At 41.8% G+C, this 23,672-nt stretch carries 26 protein-coding genes; 8 read left to right on the forward strand and 18 right to left on the reverse strand.

Annotation, left to right across the window (positions count from 1 at the left end; all coding sequences use genetic code 11):
- Positions 1–86: 86 nt before the first annotated feature.
- The 5 genes from MHB49_RS26225 to MHB49_RS26245 all read right to left on the reverse strand — a co-directional run bounded on the left by MHB49_RS26225 (position 87) and on the right by MHB49_RS26245 (position 3,345).
- A complete protein-coding gene (locus tag MHB49_RS26225) occupies positions 87–1,247 on the reverse strand; it encodes an LOG family protein (protein ID WP_405153569.1) in 1,161 nt (386 codons plus the stop codon).
- Between the two features lie 456 nt (positions 1,248–1,703).
- A complete protein-coding gene (locus tag MHB49_RS26230) occupies positions 1,704–1,961 on the reverse strand; it encodes an XRE family transcriptional regulator (RefSeq protein ID WP_405153570.1) in 258 nt (85 codons plus the stop codon).
- Positions 1,962–1,977: 16 nt separating this feature from the next.
- Positions 1,978–2,241: an aldo/keto reductase gene (locus tag MHB49_RS26235; protein WP_405153571.1), complete on the reverse strand. Its 264-nt coding sequence runs from the start codon at positions 2,239–2,241 to the stop codon at positions 1,978–1,980.
- Between the two features lie 171 nt (positions 2,242–2,412).
- Positions 2,413–2,862 (reverse strand): hypothetical protein, encoded by a 450-nt coding sequence (locus MHB49_RS26240; protein WP_405153572.1) that lies wholly within the window; start codon positions 2,860–2,862, stop codon positions 2,413–2,415.
- Between the two features lie 96 nt (positions 2,863–2,958).
- Positions 2,959–3,345, reverse strand: a complete 387-nt coding sequence (locus MHB49_RS26245; RefSeq protein ID WP_405153573.1) for a nuclear transport factor 2 family protein — start codon at positions 3,343–3,345, stop codon at positions 2,959–2,961.
- 249 nt (positions 3,346–3,594) lie between these two features.
- Between MHB49_RS26245 and MHB49_RS26250 the strand changes: the two genes are divergently transcribed.
- Together MHB49_RS26250 and MHB49_RS26255 are read left to right on the forward strand one after the other, a co-directional pair.
- On the forward strand, positions 3,595–3,858 hold the full coding sequence (locus tag MHB49_RS26250; RefSeq protein WP_405153574.1) for a (4Fe-4S)-binding protein: 264 nt from the start codon (positions 3,595–3,597) through the stop codon (positions 3,856–3,858).
- A 2-nt stretch (positions 3,859–3,860) separates the two neighbouring features.
- Complete coding sequence (locus MHB49_RS26255) at positions 3,861–4,142, forward strand: GNAT family N-acetyltransferase (RefSeq protein WP_405153575.1); 282 nt, start codon at positions 3,861–3,863, stop codon at positions 4,140–4,142.
- Between the two features lie 239 nt (positions 4,143–4,381).
- On the opposite strand, the gene MHB49_RS26260 is transcribed toward MHB49_RS26255, so the two are convergent.
- Both MHB49_RS26260 and MHB49_RS26265 read right to left on the reverse strand, forming a co-directional pair.
- Positions 4,382–4,837: a DinB family protein gene (locus MHB49_RS26260; RefSeq protein ID WP_405153576.1), complete on the reverse strand. Its 456-nt coding sequence runs from the start codon at positions 4,835–4,837 to the stop codon at positions 4,382–4,384.
- A gap of 49 nt (positions 4,838–4,886) precedes the next feature.
- On the reverse strand, positions 4,887–5,363 hold the full coding sequence (locus MHB49_RS26265; RefSeq protein WP_405153577.1) for a MerR family transcriptional regulator: 477 nt from the start codon (positions 5,361–5,363) through the stop codon (positions 4,887–4,889).
- 170 nt (positions 5,364–5,533) lie between these two features.
- Between MHB49_RS26265 and MHB49_RS26270 the strand changes: the two genes are divergently transcribed.
- Positions 5,534–6,385 (forward strand): aldo/keto reductase, encoded by an 852-nt coding sequence (locus MHB49_RS26270; RefSeq protein WP_405153578.1) that lies wholly within the window; start codon positions 5,534–5,536, stop codon positions 6,383–6,385.
- A gap of 183 nt (positions 6,386–6,568) precedes the next feature.
- Here MHB49_RS26270 and MHB49_RS26275 read toward each other — a convergent pair whose 3' ends face one another.
- The 3 genes from MHB49_RS26275 to MHB49_RS26285 all read right to left on the reverse strand — a co-directional run bounded on the left by MHB49_RS26275 (position 6,569) and on the right by MHB49_RS26285 (position 9,833).
- Positions 6,569–7,510 (reverse strand): alpha/beta hydrolase, encoded by a 942-nt coding sequence (locus MHB49_RS26275; protein ID WP_405153579.1) that lies wholly within the window; start codon positions 7,508–7,510, stop codon positions 6,569–6,571.
- Positions 7,511–7,758: 248 nt separating this feature from the next.
- The gene (locus tag MHB49_RS26280) at positions 7,759–8,430 is read right to left on the reverse strand and encodes a Type 1 glutamine amidotransferase-like domain-containing protein (RefSeq protein WP_405153580.1); all 672 of its coding nucleotides are present in this window, start codon (positions 8,428–8,430) and stop codon (positions 7,759–7,761) included.
- A 425-nt stretch (positions 8,431–8,855) separates the two neighbouring features.
- A complete protein-coding gene (locus tag MHB49_RS26285; protein WP_405153581.1) occupies positions 8,856–9,833 on the reverse strand; it encodes a YheC/YheD family protein in 978 nt (325 codons plus the stop codon).
- Here MHB49_RS26285 and MHB49_RS26290 point away from each other — a divergent pair.
- Positions 9,819–10,634 carry a DUF6492 family protein gene (locus MHB49_RS26290; protein ID WP_405153582.1) on the forward strand — a complete coding sequence of 272 codons (816 nt, stop codon included), beginning with the start codon at positions 9,819–9,821 and terminating at the stop codon, positions 10,632–10,634. The genes MHB49_RS26285 and MHB49_RS26290 overlap by 15 nt on opposite strands.
- Positions 10,635–10,645: 11 nt before the next feature.
- Positions 10,646–12,025: a sugar phosphate nucleotidyltransferase gene (locus MHB49_RS26295; RefSeq protein ID WP_405153583.1), complete on the forward strand. Its 1,380-nt coding sequence runs from the start codon at positions 10,646–10,648 to the stop codon at positions 12,023–12,025.
- Between the two features lie 244 nt (positions 12,026–12,269).
- Here MHB49_RS26295 and MHB49_RS26300 read toward each other — a convergent pair whose 3' ends face one another.
- The 4 genes from MHB49_RS26300 to MHB49_RS26315 all read right to left on the reverse strand — a co-directional run bounded on the left by MHB49_RS26300 (position 12,270) and on the right by MHB49_RS26315 (position 15,021).
- Entirely contained in the window at positions 12,270–13,484 is a 1,215-nt protein-coding gene (locus tag MHB49_RS26300) for an S-layer homology domain-containing protein (protein WP_405153584.1), read from the reverse strand.
- 101 nt (positions 13,485–13,585) lie between these two features.
- On the reverse strand, positions 13,586–14,056 hold the full coding sequence (locus tag MHB49_RS26305) for an NUDIX domain-containing protein (protein WP_405153585.1): 471 nt from the start codon (positions 14,054–14,056) through the stop codon (positions 13,586–13,588).
- Between the two features lie 113 nt (positions 14,057–14,169).
- Positions 14,170–14,673: a GNAT family N-acetyltransferase; N-acetyltransferase gene (locus MHB49_RS26310; protein ID WP_405157241.1), complete on the reverse strand. Its 504-nt coding sequence runs from the start codon at positions 14,671–14,673 to the stop codon at positions 14,170–14,172.
- Positions 14,674–14,730: 57 nt separating this feature from the next.
- Positions 14,731–15,021, reverse strand: a complete 291-nt coding sequence (locus MHB49_RS26315) for a hypothetical protein (protein WP_405153586.1) — start codon at positions 15,019–15,021, stop codon at positions 14,731–14,733.
- 160 nt (positions 15,022–15,181) lie between these two features.
- On the opposite strand from MHB49_RS26315, the gene MHB49_RS26320 reads away from it, so the two are divergent.
- Complete coding sequence (locus MHB49_RS26320) at positions 15,182–15,730, forward strand: hypothetical protein (protein ID WP_405153587.1); 549 nt, start codon at positions 15,182–15,184, stop codon at positions 15,728–15,730.
- Between the two features lie 255 nt (positions 15,731–15,985).
- Here MHB49_RS26320 and MHB49_RS26325 read toward each other — a convergent pair whose 3' ends face one another.
- Positions 15,986–16,894 carry a LysR family transcriptional regulator gene (locus MHB49_RS26325; RefSeq protein WP_405153588.1) on the reverse strand — a complete coding sequence of 303 codons (909 nt, stop codon included), beginning with the start codon at positions 16,892–16,894 and terminating at the stop codon, positions 15,986–15,988.
- Positions 16,895–17,037: 143 nt separating this feature from the next.
- Here MHB49_RS26325 and MHB49_RS26330 point away from each other — a divergent pair, with 143 nt between their 5' ends.
- Positions 17,038–18,057, forward strand: a complete 1,020-nt coding sequence (locus MHB49_RS26330; protein ID WP_405153589.1) for an alpha/beta fold hydrolase — start codon at positions 17,038–17,040, stop codon at positions 18,055–18,057.
- A 194-nt stretch (positions 18,058–18,251) separates the two neighbouring features.
- Here the strand turns inward: MHB49_RS26330 and MHB49_RS26335 are convergent, their stop codons facing one another.
- Positions 18,252–18,764 (reverse strand): pilus assembly protein, encoded by a 513-nt coding sequence (locus MHB49_RS26335; protein ID WP_405153590.1) that lies wholly within the window; start codon positions 18,762–18,764, stop codon positions 18,252–18,254.
- A gap of 535 nt (positions 18,765–19,299) precedes the next feature.
- On the reverse strand, positions 19,300–19,590 hold the full coding sequence (locus tag MHB49_RS26340; protein ID WP_405153591.1) for a DUF4367 domain-containing protein: 291 nt from the start codon (positions 19,588–19,590) through the stop codon (positions 19,300–19,302).
- A 654-nt stretch (positions 19,591–20,244) separates the two neighbouring features.
- On the opposite strand from MHB49_RS26340, the gene MHB49_RS26345 reads away from it, so the two are divergent.
- Positions 20,245–22,005 (forward strand): methyl-accepting chemotaxis protein, encoded by a 1,761-nt coding sequence (locus MHB49_RS26345; protein WP_405153592.1) that lies wholly within the window; start codon positions 20,245–20,247, stop codon positions 22,003–22,005.
- A 253-nt stretch (positions 22,006–22,258) separates the two neighbouring features.
- Here the strand turns inward: MHB49_RS26345 and MHB49_RS26350 are convergent, their stop codons facing one another.
- The gene (locus MHB49_RS26350) at positions 22,259–23,458 is read right to left on the reverse strand and encodes an MFS transporter (protein ID WP_405157242.1); all 1,200 of its coding nucleotides are present in this window, start codon (positions 23,456–23,458) and stop codon (positions 22,259–22,261) included.
- Positions 23,459–23,672 lie beyond the last annotated feature (214 nt).

Genomic DNA, 23,672 nt, shown 5'->3' on the forward strand with positions numbered 1-23,672 from the left:
ATAATTTCTGTCTTCCTCAGTTTTAATTCCAGCTCTATGCCTCTTCCAGAAGCCTATTAAAGAGATTCCACTAGCAAACCTGAGCATTATTTCTTCCTTTGACTCACAAAAGTCTCCGCCCTTTCGGCCATGAGCTCTGAATTGATTTTACTGATGCCGAATCTGGTAAGTTTATGCACGACTTCGCTCGCGGACGGTGCATTTTCAATGATGATGTTCACGACTTCTTCAACATCATCGACAAGCCGGATATAGCGTTTGAATTCCTCCTCTGTCATATTCCCTGAAACTACAAAGAGTTGATAAAGCAAATTCAACACTGGCATGTGCAGCTTACCATCCGGGACTTCTGGAAGTGTCCAGAACTTGCTATCAAGAAACAACATTGAAGTAATAGGAGCCTTGTTATCTGTGTCGCGGTAATAGACTTGGCCCGCGTCTTGGAACACTTCTTGGATAGTTCCTCCCCGCCCTTCAGAAAAAATGATACCGCATGAAGCAAGCGTCAAGAGAACATCCTCCCGTATGCTGTTTAGGAAGTATTTCGCCACGTGGGTCGCAAACGGCGTAAATGGTTCATGACCATAATGCCATGTCGGCAATGCCAAACTACGATTGAGAGGGGTCAGTTGGTCCTTAAGTTCATTAGCAATTTCCCAAGCCGGGAGCATCCATGCGTGGAGATCACTTAACAAATCTTCATTGATTGTCCTCCCATCCTTACCGATGAGGTGATGCATGTTCTTGGGGAATTCATCAAAAGGTTTTTCCGCCAATCTATTGATTGCAGAAGTAAGTGAGTCTGCGGAGCGTCCTGCGAAAAGTGCACCAAGATGGGTCGCTTCCATGCAGCCTGGCCCGCCGCCACTAACGACGATGAAACCAGATTCAGAAAGCTTCTGAGCAATTCGTGCAACGTCTCGATATGCTTTGCTGCCCCGTGGCTCTCGATGCCCACCCATGATTGCGACAGGACGGCGCCCTGCCTGCATCTCTTCTGTCAGAAATGCGTTCATTTCACGCACAACTGATGTGTCATGCAAAGCTTCCATCATCGCGGCGTAGGGGTCCGAGATGGTAGTACCCCCTTGTTGATGAAAATATAAAAAGCACTGGAAATCTGGCGTAGCAGGTAAACTTAGCGCATTTTCCGGATTAAAGTGCTCAAGTAACTCAAATGGATTATAGAGCTTATCGTGAATTGGGTTGAACGGGGGATGCGTGATCAGTTCAATTGGTTTTATCATTGCATGCTCCTATTTCTCGGTTTTAAAATTCTCATACTCTGTCAGTTCGTTAAAAGTGAGGTGGACAATATCATCTGATTCCAACAAATAGAACATGGAAAATTCGCCCATTGATGTACTCGGAGCTTAATTTAACCAAGAGCATATTTAATTATTCTGCCCGTTAGTTCAATACTGCTAAGATTATTTAACAAGAATTTCAATTGGATTCATTGTTATTGGGATATCCCGTCAATATTCACGAAGAGATTTTGTTTCGCTTTTTTCGTTACTATAAATTCGTCTTCAACCTCAACGATTTGACCTGACTTAAACTCAGTTAAGTATCCCTTATCCGTTATATAGAATTTGGTTGCTTAATTTCAAGGGTACAAGTCATTCCGCTTACATAGTCTATTTAAAGACAAATTAAAAATAGGCTCCCATGTAAGCTGGCAGCCTTAGTTGATATCGTTTTCAGTTAGTTGAATCATTTCGTTGATATTGTGCCTTCACTTCATAATCATTCGGAATTAATTCATACAAGACACGAACATCACAACCGATGGAATCGGCAATCGATATGGCCATTTTGAGTGGCATCACTCTTTTGTTTTCAATAAAGTCGTAAACTCGTTCCGGTTTAAAAAGCAATTCTTTTGCCAGCCATTCCGCTGACTTTCCGGATTCCATCAATCGTTCATTCAGTAAGCAACGTCCTAGTTCAAATTTCAAGAAACGATGGCCTCCCTCATAAAATAATATTTAACCTTAAGCGTAGTCCATTAACAGTATGAATATACTTCCTTTTTTTACAGGCTTGACCAACAATTTTCTCTGCTCCTTCATTCCCATATTCTTCGGCAGTATCAATCAGAGTAAGTCCATTCCTAATACCAAAACGCAACGCCTCCACTTCCTCTTTTTCTTTCTGCTTATCTTCACCATATTTCCAAGTCCCTTGACCTATAACAGGAATGCTCACTTCCGTGTTACCTAGCTTACGATATAGCATACAAAATCTCCTAACAATTGGATGCAACTCAATTATCAATGCCTCCTGCATTAGCGAAAATTTAGTTGTGCCTATTACTCTTACATCAATGAAAAACGGCAGCCAGTCATGGTCAGCTGCCGTTATGTTGAAGTTGAACTACCGTTCCCCGTTAGTTTAATGATTTACTATTTAATTTGATTCATGTACCTTAACATAGACACTACCAAATAATTTTTCTCCAACATATGCATCTAAACGCCAAATCCCCTCTGATGGTAAAGTCATCTGGGATGGACGGTGAGCATCAGCCCCGTTTATAGGCCCATTGAAAATTGAACCTTCAAAAATATCAATCTGTTCATTATCGTTATTAGTGCCCACCACTTTCAATTCTTTTCCTTCTAAATCACTCGACTCACCCCAAAAATGCCACATATACTTATTCGTTTTGTTAGGGTAAAATTTATCAGCTTCCGAATCGTTATAAATAAAACCTAACTTTCCTTCTTCCCCTATCATCGTGTAAGAACCAGAATTAAATAATGAACTCTCCTTCCATTTATTTTCTTCAGTTTTAGACTGTGCTCCGCATGCTGTAAAAAACAATAAAAAGATAAAGCAACATACAAGAGTCCGCATAGTCCCTCCTCGATTTAAATGAGATTTTCGGTTCACTTATTATTTTTATTCAATTTTTATTTAAACTATCCTGCCCGTTCGTTTAATAAACGTGGCTCAACTGTAATCTTCAATTAACGAGAATTTTCCTTCCCTTATCTTAAATGTTGAGTTACCTTTTAACTCTAGCTTATCCCCACTCTTTAATCCATTCGGTAAATCCACAGCTAAGATACCCTCGTAATTGATTCCAACCTCTACTTTGTCATCCCTTATAACATTGTAATCGGTAATTGTCTGGCGACGTCTAGAAAACATCGTTGCGGACTGTTCTGCCAACTCCCTAAATGCTTGTATTCCTCTGGTCTCTATTGTCGTTTCTCCATTGGAAATATTTCTGAATATGATGTCCTCATGCAAAAGTTCAACCATTCTTTCAATTTCATATGAATTGTATGCTTCAAGATAATTTTCAATTATACCCCTTATTCCCTTACGATCCATAACAGGACTCCTCTCTTGACATAAAGGCGATACCCCGGTGAACCAAGACAACTAATTCTCGATATCTTATGCGAAAGTCTTCCAAAGGATCTTTCAATTAAAGGGTTTTAAAGCTACCGACGAACTTTCGCCAAAGCATTGGGTAATTCATTACGTTGACTTACCAAGAATTCCTCTTTATAATTCGGACATCGAGAGCCAAGACAATCCCCCAGTCGGTTGTCGAATTTAAAGTAAACAAACTCAATAGTGAAAGATGGTGAAGAAATTATGACTAAGCAGAAAGTATACTACGGTAAAGATCTCGAGGTAATGTTTAATTCGGAGGCATGCATTCATTCCGGTATTTGCGTAAAAGGGCTCCCTGGTGTTTTTGATTTAAGCAAGCGTCCGTGGGTTAATCCCGATGCTGACACTTCAGAAGCAATTGCCCGGCATATTGACACATGCCCAAGTGGAGCACTGACGTATAGACGTCTAGACGGAGAATATTTAACAGAGAAAGAGGGATGAACATGCATGTTGTAGAACATGAAAACGCTAATAAAAGATTTCTTATCCAAGATAACGGCGGCATTGCTGCGGTGATGACGTATGTAATCTCAAGTCCGGAACTTTACATTATCGATCACACCTTTGTCGAAAATGCTTACCGAGGACAAGGGCTTGGCGATAAACTTATCGAAGCTATGGTGAAATACGCGCGGGAAAACGATATTAAGATTCTACCCTTATGCCCGTTTGCCAAAGGTCGATTCGAACGTATCTCTGAATACGCGGATGTTCTCAATAAATAATCAAGAATAATATGGTTATGAAGATGATAAGAGAAGAGCCTGGAGGTATTTTCTTCGTTCCCCCCAGGCTCTTCTCTTATTTGTCAATCGATTCCCTTGTCAGAAGAAAATAAATTATTATACTGCCGCTGTTTTCATTGAATTAATGTTATCCGTTAGAGAGTAGAGGATCACCCAGGAAAAATTTTTCCAGTAGTTCAATGCAATCCATTCCGAGTAATGGTGTTTATTAAACCTCATTAGAGCCTCGCAAACGTGATGTAATCGACTGGGACAGGTTCTGCCGATTCGATCCGTAGGGCCCGGTTGATCTGTCCCCGGTGATATTGCCCATGTAAGAGGACCTGCAACAGGATGTCCCGGACGGATGTTCGGAACGGAACCCCGCTCTGATTCGCATAATCGATCATCTCGTCCAGCTCAGATTCCTCGAGCCTTTCGATATAGATGCGATATTGCTCTGCGTTTTCTTCGAACATCGTCCGGATCGCCGTCAGGTCTCCCGCTTCCTCCCATAATGAATATTCTGCACTGCCCTTGCCCTGCAATCGTGACAGCCAGACTCGTTCCGCGACCGCGACGTGCCGAACGAGTTTCAGAAGGTCCTTGTTCTTCGTGCCACTCTCTTCGAGCGCTTCCAAGATACGTCCATCCGCCCAATACAGGTGGTCCATCATGCACTTGATCGTCTTCACTTCGTTTTCCCCCTCTTCACCTCATCGCTTATTTGAACAAGGAGTATTCTCATAGCGGTTGTGTCTCACGTAGAACTTTAGCATTTCGAACTGTGGGCGAGTAAAATACGTCAGCATGCATATGCTGAATTTTGTCCCAGTTACCGGGATTGGTTGTATCTGGAGAGCGGTGCTCCAGAATAGCCTGATATAGAGCAGTCTTTTGTTCCAAATGAGCCATGTGCTGTTTGGCTTCTTCGAGCTTAACGAGTGCAGCTTCTTTATGCTCCATCATAAGTTTGTATCGTTGCTGTATGGTCGAATCTCCTTCGAGACAGAAATCAACGTACATTTTAATGACTTCAATAGACATCCCGGATTGCTTCAGGCATTTGATGCCATGCAGCCAGTTGATCGATTCTTCGTCGAACATCCGAATATTGTTTTGATTGCGCTGCACGCTTGGCACCAGGCCTTTATCCGTATAAAAGCGTACAGCGTGCTCAGTGAGTCCCGTTATCAGGGCGGCTTCTTTGACCGTATGCATGTGAAATCCTCCTTGAAAATTTTTTTCGAAATCGGCTTGCCTTCGTGTAACACGAAGGTGATAGGCTTATTGTAATGCAAATCCACCATAAGCGGAACCCCAGCTATGGTGCCCGATTTTCGAATTCGGGGCCGTTTGCGTTTTACATTTAAACCCTAGGAGGAATTACAATGCAAACCGTAACATTAAACAATGGTGTGAAAATGCCGATCATCGGCTTTGGTGTCTACCAAGTTCCAGATGCTGAAGAATGCGAGAACTCCGTATATGAAGCGCTGATGGCTGGTTACCGTCTGATCGACACCGCCTCCGGTTATATGAATGAGGAAGCGGTCGGACGCGCGATCAAGCGCAGCGGCATACCGCGTGAGGAGCTGTTCATTACGACCAAGCTCTGGGTTCAGGATGCCAACTACGAGCGTGCCAAGCTGTCCTTTTCCAAATCCCTGAAAAAGCTGCAGCTCGACTATCTCGATCTATATCTTATTCACCAGCCGTTCGGCGATTACTACGGCGCTTGGCGTGCGATGGAAGACCTGTACCGCGAAGGTAAAATCAAGGCGATCGGTGTCAGCAACTTCCTGCCTGATCGTCTGATGGACCTCATCGTGCATAATGAAATCGTGCCTGCCGTTAACCAGGTCGAAACGCACCCGTTTTATCAGCAGATTGAGAATGGCGCTTTTATGAAGGAACAGGGAGTGCAGCACCAGTCGTGGGCACCGTTCGCTGAAGGAAGGGGCAACCTGTTCGGTAACGAAGTGCTGACATCGATCGCGTCAAAACACAATAAGTCCGTCGCCCAGGTTGTGTTACGTTGGCTTGTTCAGCGTGAAGTCGTTGTAATCCCTAAATCGGTGAACAAAGAGCGGATCGTCGAAAACTTCAACATATTTGATTTTGAGTTGAGCACGGACGATATCGAACAAATTTCGGCCCTCGATACGCGGGAAAGTCTTTTCTTATCATACCGTGATCCCGAAGTCGCCAAGATGATGGGCAACTGGAAAATCGATCTATAAACCATAATCGTACTCATCACTTATTTATCCTAATCTATTAAAAAAGGACAGGTCGGTCCAAAGTGACCCCCTGTCCTTTCTTTACATGTTAAGCCGCCAATAGCGTTACAACGTCGAAGACGGTACCTATGGAGCCATACATTAAACTTCAGATACCGTCCCTTTTTTCAGATTCCAGCTTGATTATGCCTGAATCCAGGCGTTAGCCAGCAGAAGGGCTCCGCGAGCAGCTGCGGTGTCGGCCAAATCGTTTAGCATTACGAAGTCATGGATGATGCCTTGGAAGCGAACTGCCGTTACTCTAACGCCGGCTTCCCGTAGTTTATTGGCGTACGCCTCACCCTCGTCCCGCAATACATCAGCTTCGCCTGTAATGACCAGAGCTTCAGGAAGTCCTGCCAATTGCTCGGTTGTCGCTTGCAGAGGAGACGCGTAAATTTCTTTTCTCTGATCCGGGTTCGTCGTATATTGATCCCAGAACCATTGCATGCCGTCACGACGCAAAAAGTATCCTTCGGCAAATTGTCTATAGGAATCGGTATCGAAAGAAGCGTCTGTTACCGGGTAGAACAACAATTGTTTGTGAATTTTCGGTCCTTTACGGTCTTTGGCCATCAACGTAATTGCTGCGCTCATGTTACCTCCGACGCTGTCACCGGCTACTACAATATGGTTCGTATCCAATCCGTATTCGCTGCCGTTCTCAGCCACCCAGCCGAGTGCAGCGTATACTTCTTCGATCGCTACCGGATAGCGATCCTCGGGAGATAAACTGTAATTTGTGAACACAACGGCAGACTGGGAACCAACGGCCAATTCTCGGACCAATCGATCATGAGTATGTGCGTTACCGAATACCCAGCCGGCTCCGTGTGTGTACAGAATAACCGGAAGCACACTCGGTGCATTTTGCGGGCGGACAATGGTAAGAGACACGCTACCCTTAGGCCCACCGTTAATAGTCAATTCTTCTATATCAACTGGCAATTTATTCACAGCACCGGATTGGACTTGATCGACGACTTCACGGCCTTTCACCGGGCCATGATCAAACAAATAGGGAGGGTTGGCTGTCGCTTCCGCAAATTGTTTAGCAGCTGTTTCGAGTACGACTTTATTTGTCATGTTGACAACTCCTGTCTCTTCTTTGAATTATTTGTATTAGATTTTATAAATGGTTGTGTGCATGAAGTTTATTCTGAGATCCGTCTTGTTTTACTCTAAATAAGCAGTCAACATCCAAAAATGTTTTTCTATAGAGGTCTTGATGGCTAGAAGCATATCCGCTTTTGTCTCATCCCTTGTCCCTAGAAGGGAAGTTATGAACCAGCTTGACCTGAATTATATATGTAAAAATGTCTATAACAAAGAGGCTAGAGCCCTAGTGTCTCAACCAATTTCTGAATCTTGGAGTGGGAAATTAAATATACAGGACCCATTGTTTCTATTTTGCCATCCTTTACACGTATAGCGCTCTCCTGTTCTGCAGCATAAACATCAATCTCTTCAGACAAGGGGAACAGGTAGCCTTGAACAAACGTAGCGTAGTCGCGTTGAGAATGAGATTCATAGGCAAAAGGATCAAAGCCAATACCCTCATAAATAGTACTTGTTTCAACTTCATCCGTGTTATTCAAGCTTAACCATTTGGCAGCCATGTTTAACGAGCCAGCGCTGGCACCCATTATAACGGCTTTGCTGTTCTTAATAACATCCAATAATTCATATTCCGCCAAAAAATCGCTCTGCAAAACAGGATATCCACCGCATAAAAAAATGACAGAAGCGTTCTGAATGATTCGCTGGGCATCTGCCTTCTGCATGCGGTAATCAATGAAATGATATTCCTCAAAAATAATGTTAGCCTGATTCAACCATGTCCATTCAGCTATATCATCAAAGTTAATTTGCTCACCTGTATAACCAGACGGATCAGCGCTAATCATAACAAGCGATTTTCTGTCAGTTATATCCTTATGCAACAATTTGACCAGCTTCTCTGGAAAAAAATCATTAAACCAACTGAAATAGTAGTGAGTCTTCAAATTTAATTACCTCCATATGTACTATTTACATTCATCCATTTCTTAAAACATATTATACACGTCAGAAAGATGAACGGTTCTTCATACATTTCGTTTACACACCCTTGTACACTTTTCATAAATCGAACTCTACATTACCATAACATGGAATTTAAGTATGAGAAATATGTTTTCACGTTAACCTGCCCGTTAGTTTAACAAAAGCAGCCGATCACTTGAACTGCACCCCAATTGTTAGACACCATCTAACAATTGGAGGTGCAGTTCAACATGGATCGGCTGCCTACTTGGTGTTATTGACTTATCGTTTCCCGTTAGTTGAACGCCTCAATAGAATTAAATGCAAACATTATTTCTGCTTCACAAACCAATTCATTGTTTACCATTCCGATGCCTGTTCCTTTGACAATCTGTCCCTTGGTTCCCTATTTTGATTTTTTAGCAGCATGGCGGTAATATTTTATCACCCTGCGATACATTGTCTTATCCTTTAATTGATTGAAAATATAAGGGTCCGGTTTGACGTTCACCTCAATAATCCAGGGTTTCAACCTCCGGTCCAGCCCGATATCCACGCCAATTTGCTTTAGGTACGGGTATTTTTTCTTCATGTGGCGTGCAATACGTAATCCAAGCTCATTCATCTCATGAATGAGTTCATTTCTGCGTTTCAGGGATGCATGAGATTCCAGCAGTCTGTGAACATCCATTGGTTTACCACCGCTGTGATAATTGGTCACGATTTTTTTCGGATGACCGAGTCGTCCGATGATTCCCGTAGCCTCCCACTGCTTGTCGGGACTTAACTGTATCATGACTCTGATGTCAAAACGCCTCTTGTTGTGCTTAAGCAGATCGATTCCTCTCTGAATGAGGTAGCTTCTTTTATGCACCAGACGTGCAAGACTTGCATGGAACGAGTCAAAGTTGTCAAACGACAGGCGTTTTTGTTCAATCTGATAGGCAAAATTCTGATGACTCACCATCTCCGCCTTTATGACACCCATTCCGTAAGTGCCAATCTCAGGTTTAATATAAACCATACCGTATCTGCTGAGCATGGACCGCAGGTTGGCTTTATTATATCGCTGCGTATCAGGTATAAATGGTTTGATAGCACCATTATTGAGGATCACTTTTGTTTTCAACCATTTGCTTCTTAACGGCTTCAATTTATCAACCTCCATATAACACACACTTCTCCCTTCAGCAAATGAATCAACCCCTGCTGTTTCATCAAGATCATGCATTATATGTAATACCGATAAAACAACCCTAAACAAATGCCCTTGTTCGTAAAAACGGTATATTCGCACATGCCCTGACCAAACCAATTTTGCACACATATCATGAACAAGACGTAACCATTTGTGCAAGGAGTTGAGAAGATGCCAGTTCAGCATGGAATACAGTTAAAACGTGCGCCTATGATCGATGTTCTTATACCTGCGATCGAAAAAGATTTGAGTACCCTTCCCCAAGTTATCGATAATATTCGCCGTTATGTACGGCATCCGATTGGACAGATTTATATTGTTTCCCCGACCAGCAACAAAATCAGAAACCTTTGTTCCCGCAAACACTGCATTTTTGTTAACGAGCGGTCAGTCCTGCCTATCACCAAAAAAGATATACACTATCAATCATCCCGCTGGGACCGCTCAGGCTGGTTATATCAACAACTGCTTAAAATGAACGGGGATCACATTGTGAGAGCGAAGCACTTTCTCGTGATGGATGCGGATACGGTGCTCATTAGACCTCATACATTTATTGTTGAAAATAAGACAGTATTTTACTGTCGCGACTGGAGTCAGCCAGAATATTTCAACACCTACCGCAAGCTGTTAGACATGAAAGCGCCGCGCCCACGCTCTTTTGTCACCCATTATATGCTGTTCGAAAAATCGAAACTCTCTGCTTTGAAAAAGAAAATCGAAACGATCCATCAGCTGCCATGGTACAAAGCGATTATCTCGAATATCAATAAGAAGAAGCAGTTTGGGTTCTCCGAGTATGAAACCTATGCTAATTTTATGTATTCGAAGAACCCGGCCAGCATGATCCTGAAAAGTTCCATGAATAAAAGTCTGAACATGAACGCTTCTTCGTTAAAAGAACAACAAATTCGCAATTTTGCGCTTAAATACCGATCTCTTTCCTTTCACAAACGTAAAATCTATAGCAAAACTCCCCGAGCTTAAGGAGGAAGCCCATGCATATCGTACTGCTATGTGGCGGCGCAGGCAAAAGGCTTTGGCCGCTGTCCAATGAGCTTCGCTCCAAGCTGTTCGTGGATATACTTCCGTCACCTACAGGCGGAAGGGAATCCATGATCAGCAGAGTATGCCGCCAGCTTGACAGCTCAGGCTTACTGGACTCAACGCTCATCATTTCACATCAGGACCAGACCGACATTACAGCCCGTCATACCAAAGGCAAGATACCTGTCATTGGAGAACCTTTCAAGCGAGGAACTTTTACCGCAGCTGCCTTGGCGGCCTTGTATCTGAAATCCTCCGGCGCGGCTGAACCTGACGATATGATTTGTATCGCGCCAGCGGATGTGTTCGCAGATGAGGACTTTTTCAGGAGCTTCAAATTACTTCCAGATATATTGAAACAGACTCGTGCCGATATCATTTTAATTGGGACAAGGCCCACATACGCTTCAGAACAATATGGATATATCCTGCCAGGAAGAAAAAAACCTAATGGGTATGCACCGGTTACACAATTCATAGAGAAACCTGAATTGGATGTCGCTGAAACCCTGCTACAGCATGGCGCATTGTGGAACTGCGGGGTGTATGCCTTCTCTCTTGCGTTTATGTTGTCCCATATTGAAAAAAATGGCCTTCCGGTTCATTACGAACAATTGTTAACCCTGTATGAACAGTTGCCTGAACGCAGTTTTGACAAACAAGTTGCTGAACAAACGCAACGGGCTGTTGTACTGCCATATGAGGGTGTATGGCAGGATATCGGGAGCTGGGATGCTCTGTGTAATCAGTTGGATTCCAATGTATTGGGACACGGCAGAATATCCGAATCCTCCCCGGATTCCTATATCGTTAACGAGCTCCCCTACCCGATCCACGTCATCGGAGTCCCAGGAATTATCACTGTTGCAAGTCCGGACGGAATTCTCATAGCCAACAAAAAAGATTCAAATGAAATTAAAGAGCAATTGGGCAGTATTCCACTGCAACCGATGTACGTCGAGGCAACTTGGGGCAGCTATCGCGTCATGGAGAGATTGGTAGAAGACGAAAATACAACCGTAACCACATTGAATATGACGCTTTTGCCTGGCAAACATATCGGATTGCGCCAGCATCGATTAGGGTGCCGAGCATGGACTGTAATTTCAGGCCGTGGGCAGGTGCTTATTAACGGGCAGATCAGGCAGGTAACCACAGGCAATCAGTTTGCGATTACCTTGAATAGCCTCTTTTCAATTCTGGCCGAAACCAGGATGGTAATTCTTGAGGTCCAGCTTGGCGTACCGGAGAATGAGGACAGCTTGCCTTATGAAGCAGAGGATTGGAAGGTAATGATTGAGCGTGCAGGATCTTATAAATCACCGGATTAATGCAAAGTGAAGAAAAAGGCCGCCCATATGGCGGCTCCTTATGCTTTCTAGACAAAGGTAAGCCTTACGGAAAGAGCTTTATCGTCTTTGATAATCGTGAAGGGCTGGAAGCTTTCCACAGTATTTGTTTGAGGTTCTAATGAAAAATCTTGACAAACTAATAGCTGGTTTAGTTGAACAAAAGCAGCCGATCACATGGATCAGCTGCTTCTTTCGTTTTTCGATAATTTAATAAAACAAAGATCTAGGAATAACCCAAAGCAGTCTTTAATGGTGCTACCATTATATGATAGAGTACCTTGGTTTCATCATCGACAATAAACGTGATCGTATACACATCTTCAATATTTTGAATTGGATCATAGATTGAAATATCCTGATAGGTACCATCGTTCATCTTTATGTAAAAATACTCTAAGATCCCTTGGCGGCTCACTCCAGCTGAACCATATCGGTCTATAATATCTGACACGGTACTTTTACCCAATACAATTTCTTTTTTGGTAAATAGTGAAATATCTGTATTAGGGGAAACATCTATATCTGAGTCCGTACTCCAACCATCCAATTCTCCACTCTGGTTAAAGTGTGCATTGAATAACGGATAGATATTATAATTAAAGATATTCTGCTCTGTCGATTCTCCAAATTGTTCATCAATGGATTTTTTCGAGTCTCCAAATTTAAGATCTGAAAAATCGCCATGCATGAACAAATTAAAATCCTCATCAGTGACGGGCTCTGTACTGAAATCAGGAATCACCTCAGTAGGTATATCAATCATATCAGGAAGAAGACTGAGGTCCGTAGGAACTTTTGGTCTTTCATAAATCTTAAGTTTTCCATGAAAAGCAAGCTGACGTATCCATTGAAGTGCTTCTGCCCTCGAAAGTGTGCTTTTCTCATCAAACTGCTCCGGAGAATTAGCTTTACTATTGGATAAACCATGTACGATCAGATAGGTAACAGCATATTGACCAGTATAATGAACACCTTGAGATGCACTGATAATTTCGGCAACACGCAGTTTTGTAATCGGCTTCATTCTCATCGCAAAGTTGTTTTCTCCAGTTGTCGGATGGTTGTATAGTTTAGCTATCCTGTAGGGGCCTTCTGTCCAACTCTCACTGGGAAGATATGCACTATTTGCACTTGCATTTGGAATCGCCACACCCATTGCTCTGTACAACATTTTGAGGAATTCAGCCTCTGTTATTTCTTGGTCGGGCTTAAGGCTGTCATCAGAATATCCATTGATGATATTTTGAGAGATACCCCATTGAAATAGACGCTTGGCCCAGTGTTCGTTCATGTTTATTACCGGGATTCCTTTCCATTCCCAAGTGACTATATCTTTGTCATTCTGCTCATGTATCTCGGATCCGGCTACTGCAGTTGTAGATCCCAAAAGTAATGTGGCTAAAACAAAGCAAGCGGTCATACGTTTAAGAATTATCATTATCGTACCGTCCTTCTGGATATAATCGTAACTATAAGTACTTATCGGGTGCTTGGCTTATTATGTAAAGAATCGTATTTCCCTTTAGTTTTAATCATATATCACACGAATTCAATTAACTTCCTATCTATTTCTGCGATATCACCAATCTCCGATGTACCATCCCAAAGGATAATTGAAGAAGCTTCATCGTTTTCAACAAAATCATCAAGTTGGTACAGTTCACCCATAAACAGAGCCCCATATTCTGTCCGCTCAGGTCCATGAAAACTGGGTTGAAGTCTAAACTTCATTAGTCCTTTGAACTCAGCCGTCTCGATGTTTTGATTGGTTTCCTCAAATAATTCTCTAATTACACATTGTTGAGCATTCTCTCCGGCTTCAATAATACCTCCCGGCAGTTCCCAGTTCTTTCTCCACTTATTCTGCATGAAAAGGTACTTTCCTTGGCACTTCACCACAATTAGAGCATGTGTTAGTGGAGCATCCAATGTAATCGGAATGACCTTATCATACTCTATATTAATAAATTCCAAAAAAATATTACCTCTTGAATCTGTCATGATTGCCATTTTTACTGTCCTCCATTTCTTTTGTAACAAATAATAAAAAACGCGCTAGACCTAGGTCCCGCGTTGCATATATCGGCTACCTTTTTTGGATATTTTTAAGCTATTGTTTCGCGTTAGCTTAATGATACCCCATCATTTTGTAACAAAAAAATCCCTTGTTCTGCTCCAAACCTCTGGATTGTCCTTTCCATTTTCATTCCTACTCGCTCTAAAAGTTTGCATGAACCTAAATTTGCGATTTGTGTTTCAGCCAAAAGTTTGCTTATTCCCAACTCCGCGAAGGCATATTTAATAACTCTAATGGTAACTTCTGATGCTAACCCTTGCCCCCAGTAGGAAGGAAGAAATTCATATGACAATTCTGTCCCACCATCAATATGCTTATCCAGGGATACCAACCCAATAAATTGATTACTCTTTTTTAACCGGACAACCCAATAAAACGAATCTGTTTTATCATTACGATTTAAAGTATCGAGAAATTTTGCATGAGTATGTTCTTCAGGAATGATTCCGCCTAGATATTTTCTAACTTGCTCGTTGGTATATATCTGAACCACATCTTCGAAATCATTCTGAGTTACTTCTATGTATCCAATATTATTGTATTCTATAATAACATTGAGCTAACCTGCCCGTTAGATAAATACAACTAAGGTTATTTAACAAGAATTTCAATTGGATTCATCATGGGAAACTTCAACGGGTTTAATTTCTAATTTATAGCTTTGAACCGAGTAAGACGGTGTATAGAGCTTGAAATCCGCAGCAGTTTTCAGCTTGTCCAAATCAACATTTGAAAAAGCTAGCGCAGGTTTAGCCGATGCGATGAGTAGATCATTGTTGATTCCAACAGAAAAGTGTAAAGATAAAAACCAATAAAACAATCCGTTTAGACTAGGGCATTTCCTCGTATGAAAGCAATAAGAAAATACGATTGTATCAAGTGAGATAGAGTTGTCCATATGGAGCTTCACAACCTATATCTATTGCAGCAATATGATAGATTATTGTAATTCGATTCCATATAATTGGTAAATTGTACAGATAGATCTATTCCCTTTTTTTGTGGTAGTATCGCTAATGTTGTGTACATAACAAAAATAATTATAGGGGCATACTTAATTGCAGAAAATACCACACGTTGAATTAATGATGAAGAAAAAATATTTTAAAATCATTTTAGTAGTTGTTGCTCTCTTGATTATTGCTTCAACTTTTATTTTAATTGAAAGCTTAAACACAAAGAAGGAAGTTGAGGTTAATTCGAATTATTATACTGGTTTTGTTGCGAGAGTACAGAAATTGGATAATACACTTTCTCAAACCAGTGAAATGGCGTCTAATAGCGAAATGGAGCAAATGTTTGACATATATACTTCCATTATTTTGGTGACTGACCGATTAACTCTTTTAAAAGAAAATGCTAAAAGTTTCCCTGAACTAAATGTTCTCATCAATGACTTTTTAATATTTAGAGATGAATATGGTTATCTTGTAAAAGATCAATTAAAAGGTAATCGTGCAGATTCTGAAATTCGTATGAAAGTGGCCAAACAGGTCAAATTATTCCTGAATAACTTGCCAAAAGAATACGAAAATTCGAAGGGGTTTGCGGATAAGTTTAGTGCGGCAGCTGAGCATATTAAACCATTACTACATCTTAATTTCTAATTTATTTGAGCCGCGGTTGCGGCTTTTTTTGTATTTTCAGAAATAACTATCCTGCATACCCTAACTGACTGCGTTTATTTCTTCATAGTATTAACAAAAAGATGAGCTCTCGTTACATCAATGAAAAACGGCAGCCAGTCATGGTCAGCTGCCGTTATGTTGAGGTTGAACTATCGTTCCCCGTTAGTTGGATAATGAGACACCTTTCTCACCCAGCTCCTCTCACATTTATGTTGATGCCTCTTTTGTACAAGGCTATATGGTTTTATTCTCATTCTGTACATGAAAAACATTCCTTGTTGCTTCTATGAAAGATAACATGATTGGTGAAAGCCACTTATCTTTATGCCACAACATCTGTGTGAACACCTGCAAATCCGGAATTTGCCATGGAAGGACAACAAGTTCTCCGCGTTTAACTTCAGCTTCCACAACAATTTCAGGAAGAAAGGCAATACCGATTCCAGAAATTGCACATTTTTTAATGGCTTCAGCACTTTGAAACTCCAGATACGTGATGCTATCAATGCCTTCTTTCTCAAAAGATCGGTCAAACATCATTCGATATGGGCAACCCTTTTCATTGGTCAAAAACACTTCTTCATGAAAATCTTCCAACTCTAGCACACTTCGCTTAGCAAGTGGATGATCTGGAGCAGCCAACAAACGGAAATTCTCTTCTACGAGCGGCTCAACGGAAAGTCCACTCGAGCGAATGGGTTCATCCAACATATAAACAATATCCGTGGTTCCCTCAAAGAGCGTTTGCTTGAGCTCTTGATTCGGAACTGAGCGGAAAATTAGACGAACTCCCGGATGCTGCGAACGAAACTGTTGGAAAACAGGTGGAAGCCGGTAGGAGCAAACAACCTCATTCGCACTTACCGTTAAGGTACCACTTATTTTTTCATTATCATGGACAGCACTACGAGCTTCGTCCATTTTTTCAAGAACCTCTTGGGCGTGTGTTAAAAATCGCTTACCCGCAGTTGTGAGTGCGAGCTGCTTGCCCAACCGATCAAAGAGGCGGACACCCAGCTCCTCTTCCAATGCTTTAATTTGCATCGTGACGTTCGAAGGAACGTAGCTCAGCACCTCTGCTGCCCGCGTGAAATTCAATGTTGCAGCAACCGTGCAAAACGTCTTCAGTTGGCGCAATTCCATCGGAGGCCCCCCTTCCTTCTTTCAATTATATTGAATACTATCTTGAATTCTATTCACTTTTATTGAGAGTATCACAGCGCTATACTGACCACAAGAGATCACAGTGAACATGTGGTTTTCATTTTGAAGGGAGCGACTCTACGATGGACTATGAAATTTTTAACTTGGGTGATGTACTCTTACAATCAGGAGTGACGTTACCAAATGCTTTTCTTGCTTATAAAACATACGGAAAATTAAATGAACAGAAGGATAATGTAATTGTCTATCCAACGGCATTTGGAGATCAGCATGTTCAGAATGAATGGCTCATTGGCAGCGGGATGGCACTTGATCCAGATAAATATTTCATTATCGTTCCCAATTTGCTGGGCAATGGGCTATCTTCCTCTCCCAGTAACACGCCTCCTCCATTCGATCGGGCTAACTTTCCACAGGTAACGATCTATGACAACGTACGATTTCAGCATCAACTGCTGACCGAAAAATTCGGAATTCAGAAGATTGCTCTCGTCGTTGGATGGTCCATGGGCGGCATTCAGGCATTTCAATGGGGGGCAAGTTACCCGGATATGGTCGAACGGATTGCACCTTTCGGAGGTATCGCCAAACCTTGGCCTCACACATATGTAGTGCTGGAAGGTGTAAAATCCTCACTGCTATCTGCAGTCGGCTTCGACTCAAGTAAACTAAATCAGTTGACTTCTGCAGACATGCGCGCCGTTGGTCGGGTGTATGCAGGATGGGGATTATCACATGCGTTTTATCGAGAAGAGCTTTATCGTGAGATGGGATTTGATTCATTGGAGGATTTTGTAGCTGGTGTCTGGGAAAATAGCTTTATGAATATGGATCCACATAACGTCCTAGCCATGTTATGGACAGGCCAGCATGCAGACATTAGTGCCAACTCTTCCTATAACGGAGATTTTGATAAGGCACTTAAAAGCATAAAGGCATTGGCTTGCATTATGCCGGGAAGTACCGATCTCTTCTGCACAACGGACGATAATGCATATGAAGCTGCACGTATCCCTAATGCTAGTCTTAACCCGATCCAGTCAATCTGGGGTCACTTTGCCGGCCGCGGTATCAACAGTGCCGATAATCAATTCATCGATGACAATCTGAAACACTTGTTGTCACTTCGCGCTAACGAATAGATCGCCATCAACCTAACGGATCGTATTAGAGGTCACCAGAATGTACTGGTTTGACCTCTTTTTTCTTTGGTCGTACTTGCTTTCACGAATTCTGAAACCGTAGCGTGTCTTAAATCTTGTAAATCATACTTATTATTTTTTTCGTTCTCATACCTGTAGTATGTTCAAGAAATTCAATTAACCTGCCCGTAAGTTCAATAAGATAGAGGAGCAGTATCGTCCGGGTCTGAACCAGCTGCTCCCCATACTTCCCCATCAACGTTATAACCGCCACCACTCCATTGAAGCAAGTAGCCTCCAGTACGCATGCCTTGTGTGAAACCTTCATTAATATTTATCCAATCCAGAGATTCCCCGGCAGCAATCGTTCTAGCGAAATACACTTTACTATTATCTAAGTGTGTTAAACTAACATTGACTTCATGGCTACTATTGTTCTTCATTAGAAGTTTTATATGTACAAATTCCGGATTTATTGAAAAGGGTTGCTGTACTGTTGCGCCTCCAGAAGCAATGTAGTGTGAGGGTTTATTCTCTTCTTCACTTAAAGAATTAGTAGGGGTCGTACTTGTGGACTTGCTTGATAATACGCCAGAATTTGGAGTAGAGGTATTCTCTTGAGTTAGACTTGTTGAATCACATGCAGTTACGGCCGCTGTTGTTAAAGATAATAATAAAACAGCAGAAAAAAGTCTCTTTTTTTTCACAACTTTATCCCTCTTATTCTTATAATATTCTAGAACCTGTAAGACGTTCCTAGTTATTAATAACGCTATTAAATCAATGAAAGTTACATCTGTAATTCACAAAGTGACTACCCGAAAAGAAAAAACGAATAATCGGTTCTCCATGGGAAACTTCAACTGGTTTAATACACGTATATTTAAGAGTCCCTTTTACTTTTATTGCTTCACCAGTAACTATAATAGTTGGCGTTGTTACTTCGAGAACAAAATCAGATGCTACTACACTTTGAGTCACAGTTCTTTCATTTTTTTCTGTTGATGAACACCCAGCAAATATCATGGGTACCACTAATACCAACGTTAAGATCCAACTACTCATTTTTGTCACATCATTTTACCTCTCTCATACTACAACGATTTATATCGAATTTGTTGCTTAATTTCAAGGATACAAGTCATTCCGCTTTCATAGTCTACTTAAAGTCAAATAAAATAGGCTCCCATGTAAGATGACAGCCTTAATTGCTTTCGTTTTCCGTTAGTTTGAATTACTGAATCATCTTATTGATTTTGCTAACACGATCATTTCCTCTTTAGTTAATTCTTTGCTGTCGATTTCAACAAAAGTATCATTTTGCACCCATCGTAGATATCCTCCTGGTATATGGTTAGCCCATGGTTCAAATCGCCCTTCGATTCCATTTATGTAAATTTTCTCTCCATGTTCATTAAATTTAAAATCCTCGACTATAGTTCGTGTTGTACTTGTTCGGTTACGAATATCGACGTTAGTGACAACTCGGTTTACTTTATATCCACCCGCCTTATGTTCCTCAATTCCAAACAAATATGTCTGTCCTGATTCGTCAAAAAAATGAAGTCTAACTTTTGAAACTGATGGACTAGGAACAAACGGGTATGGCTCCTTAATTTCTAATTTATAGCTTTCAACCGAGTAAGACGGTGTTAATAATTTGAAATCCGCAACAGTTTTCAGCTTGTCTAAATTTTATGAATCACGTATTTATCTTTAACATAACCTACCACTTATTTCTCTATTCTCCCATTACTTTGATATCATTTGGAATTAATTCATACAAGGCTAACATCACAACCGACGGAATCGGCAATCAATATGGCAATTTTGAGTGGCATCACTCTTTTGTTCTCAATAAAGTCGTAAGCAACGTCCTAGTTCAAATCTCAAGAAACGATGACCTCCCTCATAAGATCACATTTAACCTTAAGCGTAGTCCATTAACAGCATGAATATACTTCTTATTTGTTATTACTCATTGCTATACAAAAACCAAAAACTAACACGAACTCCAAGTCGTAATGTTTTTAGTAGGTCAACTGGATTTAGATAAGAGGAAAGGCATAGATCAAGGACTTCATTTTACAGTATATTTTTTCGATATATTATGTACAGACTTTTATTTTAAATTTTAACTATTGAAGTTATGGGAGCTGTAAATTGTTGTGATGAGGGGGAAATGTAGTGAAAACAAAGATTGTATCCATACTAAAAATGAGATCTTTGAGAACAAAGTTAGTCACTCTATGCTTGGCTATACTAATTGTGCCCACGATGGTGATAGGGTACACTTCGTATACGGTTTCGAAAAATGAAATGAATGAATCAGGCAAGGCAGCACTTGAAAATAGTGTGAATATGGTTATTGGCATGATTAGCCTCCTTAATGAGCAAGTAGAGAACGGAGATTTAACATTAGAGCAAGCACAGGAAAAACTCCGCGTCGAACTGCTCGGTGAAAAAAATGCAGATAATAAGCGGCCTGTAAAAAGTGAATATACTGTAGGGGAAACAGGATATCCATGGGCAGTTGATAAGGGTGCTCATTCCGTGATGAATCCTTCCAATGAAGGTCAGGATTTGACAGATGTCGTAACGGAAGATGGCGTGTATTTGGGAAAAGAGCTTGTTAAGGTTGGGTCAGCCGGAGGGGGATTTGTCACCTACAAGTGGGCTCTACCTGACACAGGTGAAATAGAAACGAAAGTTTCATATGCTGAAATGGATCCACATTGGGGCTGGATCATTGGTTCTGGTGCGTATTTAAGTGAGTTCAACAGCGGTGCAACGCAAGTTCTTTATCTTGTAATAATGGTTACGGCAGTTGCAGTAATTCTTGGATCAGTTATCGTCAGCATCGTCTCAGGGCGTCTAACGAAGCCTATCCTTAAGATCGCAAAGCGACTGAAGTCAGTTGCGGACGGTGACCTGACCGTTGAAGAAGTCAAAATGAAGTCCAAAGATGAAATAGGCGAGCTGTCTAAAGACTTTAATGAAATGATTAAAAACATGAGATATCTTATTAGACAAGTTGATCTCTCCACAAAGCAGGTAGCTTCATCCTCCAAAGAATTGAACCTTGGAGCAGAGCACACCAGTCAGGCAACTGAGAATATCACCATTTCGATCCAAGAATCCGCAGTCGGCGCACAAGAGCAACAAAGGATGCTTCAAAGAACAACCAACTCACTTGAGGAAATATCAATTGGTATCCAGCGAATAGCGGAAAGCTCATCAACTATTGCTGATTCTTCTGTTGATGCGATGGAATTGGCGAACATAGGTAGTACTGCCATAGAACACACGACGAAGCAAATGAACCTGATTAACCATTCCGTTAATGAAACCGATGTAGTCATGAGGATGCTTGATGAACGCAGCCAGCAGATCGGTACGATGCTACAGGCCATTACGGATATCGCAAAGCAGACTAACCTTCTGGCTTTAAATGCCTCGATTGAGGCTGCCCGTGCAGGAGAAGAAGGCCGCGGTTTCTCCGTAGTTGCTGCTGAAGTGAGAAAACTTGCTGAACAATCAAATCAGTCATCTGAGCAGATTTCTACGTTGATTCAAGATATGCGTACAGATATAGAGCAATCTCTTAAAACGTTGGAGCGAGTTAAACAGGACGTCGACTCCGGTATACAGATTGCTAGTGAGACAGAACAACAGTTCAACAAAATTGTGGGGTCCACAAACTTTATCGCGCAACAAACGGAAGAACTCGCCAGTGTTACACAGCAGATAACTGCAAGTGTCCAGGAAATCACAGCGGGTCAAGAGCAAGTATCCAACCTTGCACTTCAAGCCGCAGACAACTCACAAAATATAGCTGCATCTTCAGAAGAACAACTGGCTTCAATGGAACAAATTACAAGCCTAGCCACAACCTTGTCGGATATGTCACAGCAGTTAGAGCGTTTGACAATCCAATTCAAGTATTAATCTCTAAAAATTTGCGACTGCAAATTCAATATTTAACAGGAATTTTATTTCAAGCTCCCCATGCAGTAGACTTGCAGTTATGCACAAACCTAAGTCATTTGAACAAAGGCAGCCGATCATGATGATCTGCTGCCTTCTTGGATTTATTGAGTTATCGTTTCCCATTAACTTAAAGATACGTCGGTCAGTTCAACACTTTATTTTCTTTTGACATCCAGTACCTGATTTCGATTTTAAGCAAAAAAGATGATATCTAAATCAGTTCCTGCTTCCGCTTCAAAAACACATACAACACTACACCAGATGCCGCACAGATCACAGCACATAAACCAATGAATCCATATCCCGCTTGAAGTCCGCGTAGTAACCCCAACTGAGTCGTTGGACCGTACGCATTCTTCACACCTTCAATGACCCAGCCAATCACATAGTTACCAATGACACTTCCGACCCCCATAAGGGTGACCGTGAACGTAATCGCGGTGTCACTGCCGTTTGGATACCTGCGTGCGATAAACGCCATCACCGTTGGATAGATCATCGCTATACCTGCACCGGATACCGCAAAGAAGAACGCAAGACTCTCTCCACCTGTAAGCGCCACAAACGTACATACCGCCGAGAAAGCAGAGAAAAGAATAAGCGATAGCACGAAACCGATTCGATCCGTCAGTGGACCAAGCAGCAGACGCCCCAGCGAGAAAGCAAGGAAGAACGCAGAGAGCAGCCCAGATGCTTTGACCGTGTCCCACGTATAGGCTTTCTCCAGAAAGTTAACGAGCCAGCCACCAACCGCCAGTTCCGATACCACGCCAAAAGAAAGAATGAGCACCATCAGCCAGATGGCTGGATCACGTGTTAACGTCTTCAGTGAAGTCCGATCTTCATGAGGAAGATCATCCCCCGGAAATTTGCTGCGCAGTGCCGCAATGATCGGCAGCAGACAGAGCGACAACATCACCAGATACATCCCGCGCCAGTCCAGTTCGTGACCGAACACGTGCAACGACATCACACCTGTCGCCAGCAAAGGTGCTATCGTTGAACTTAGCCCATAGAAGAAATGGGACAGGTTCATCATTGTACCTGTGTTTTTCACAAAGATCCGCGCACCCAGAATCGCCAAAGCAATCTCCAGCATGCCGTTTCCGATGTACATGAAGAAGTATGATGAAGCAAAGAGTGGATATGTATGAGACACATAAATGAACACACCCGAGAGAATCATTGATGCAAACGAAATGATGCTAACCGCCTTAATGCCCCATTTGCGAACCAGGATCGCGGTGAATGAGCAGGCAATCAGGTAACCCAGTGCATTCAGGGACAACAACGTTCCGAGCTGTTTCTCATCCAGATTGAAGTCGAATTGAATGCGCGGGATGGCTGGCCCCTTAATATTTTCCGATATGCCGAATACGATAAATCCCAGAAAAATCGTTGCCAATTGCATGGCGTACAGCTTGTTGAACTTTTTCTTGTTCCCTTGCGTATCTGCTTGCTGATTCAAAATAAGTTCCTCCATTGTGTTCGGAAAAATGGTTACACGTTATAACTACGATTGCAGTACCATCTTCCGACCGCTGTTATCCCTGTATTTTTTTGAATCTTTCCTAAAGGTGAAAATACAGTGATAAAGGCGTTCTTCAGATTGGTTCTGCCCTCTC

The sequence above is a fragment of the Paenibacillus sp. FSL K6-0108 genome, assembly GCF_045040695.1.
In the GTDB taxonomy this organism is placed as follows: domain Bacteria; phylum Bacillota; class Bacilli; order Paenibacillales; family Paenibacillaceae; genus Paenibacillus; species Paenibacillus pabuli_B.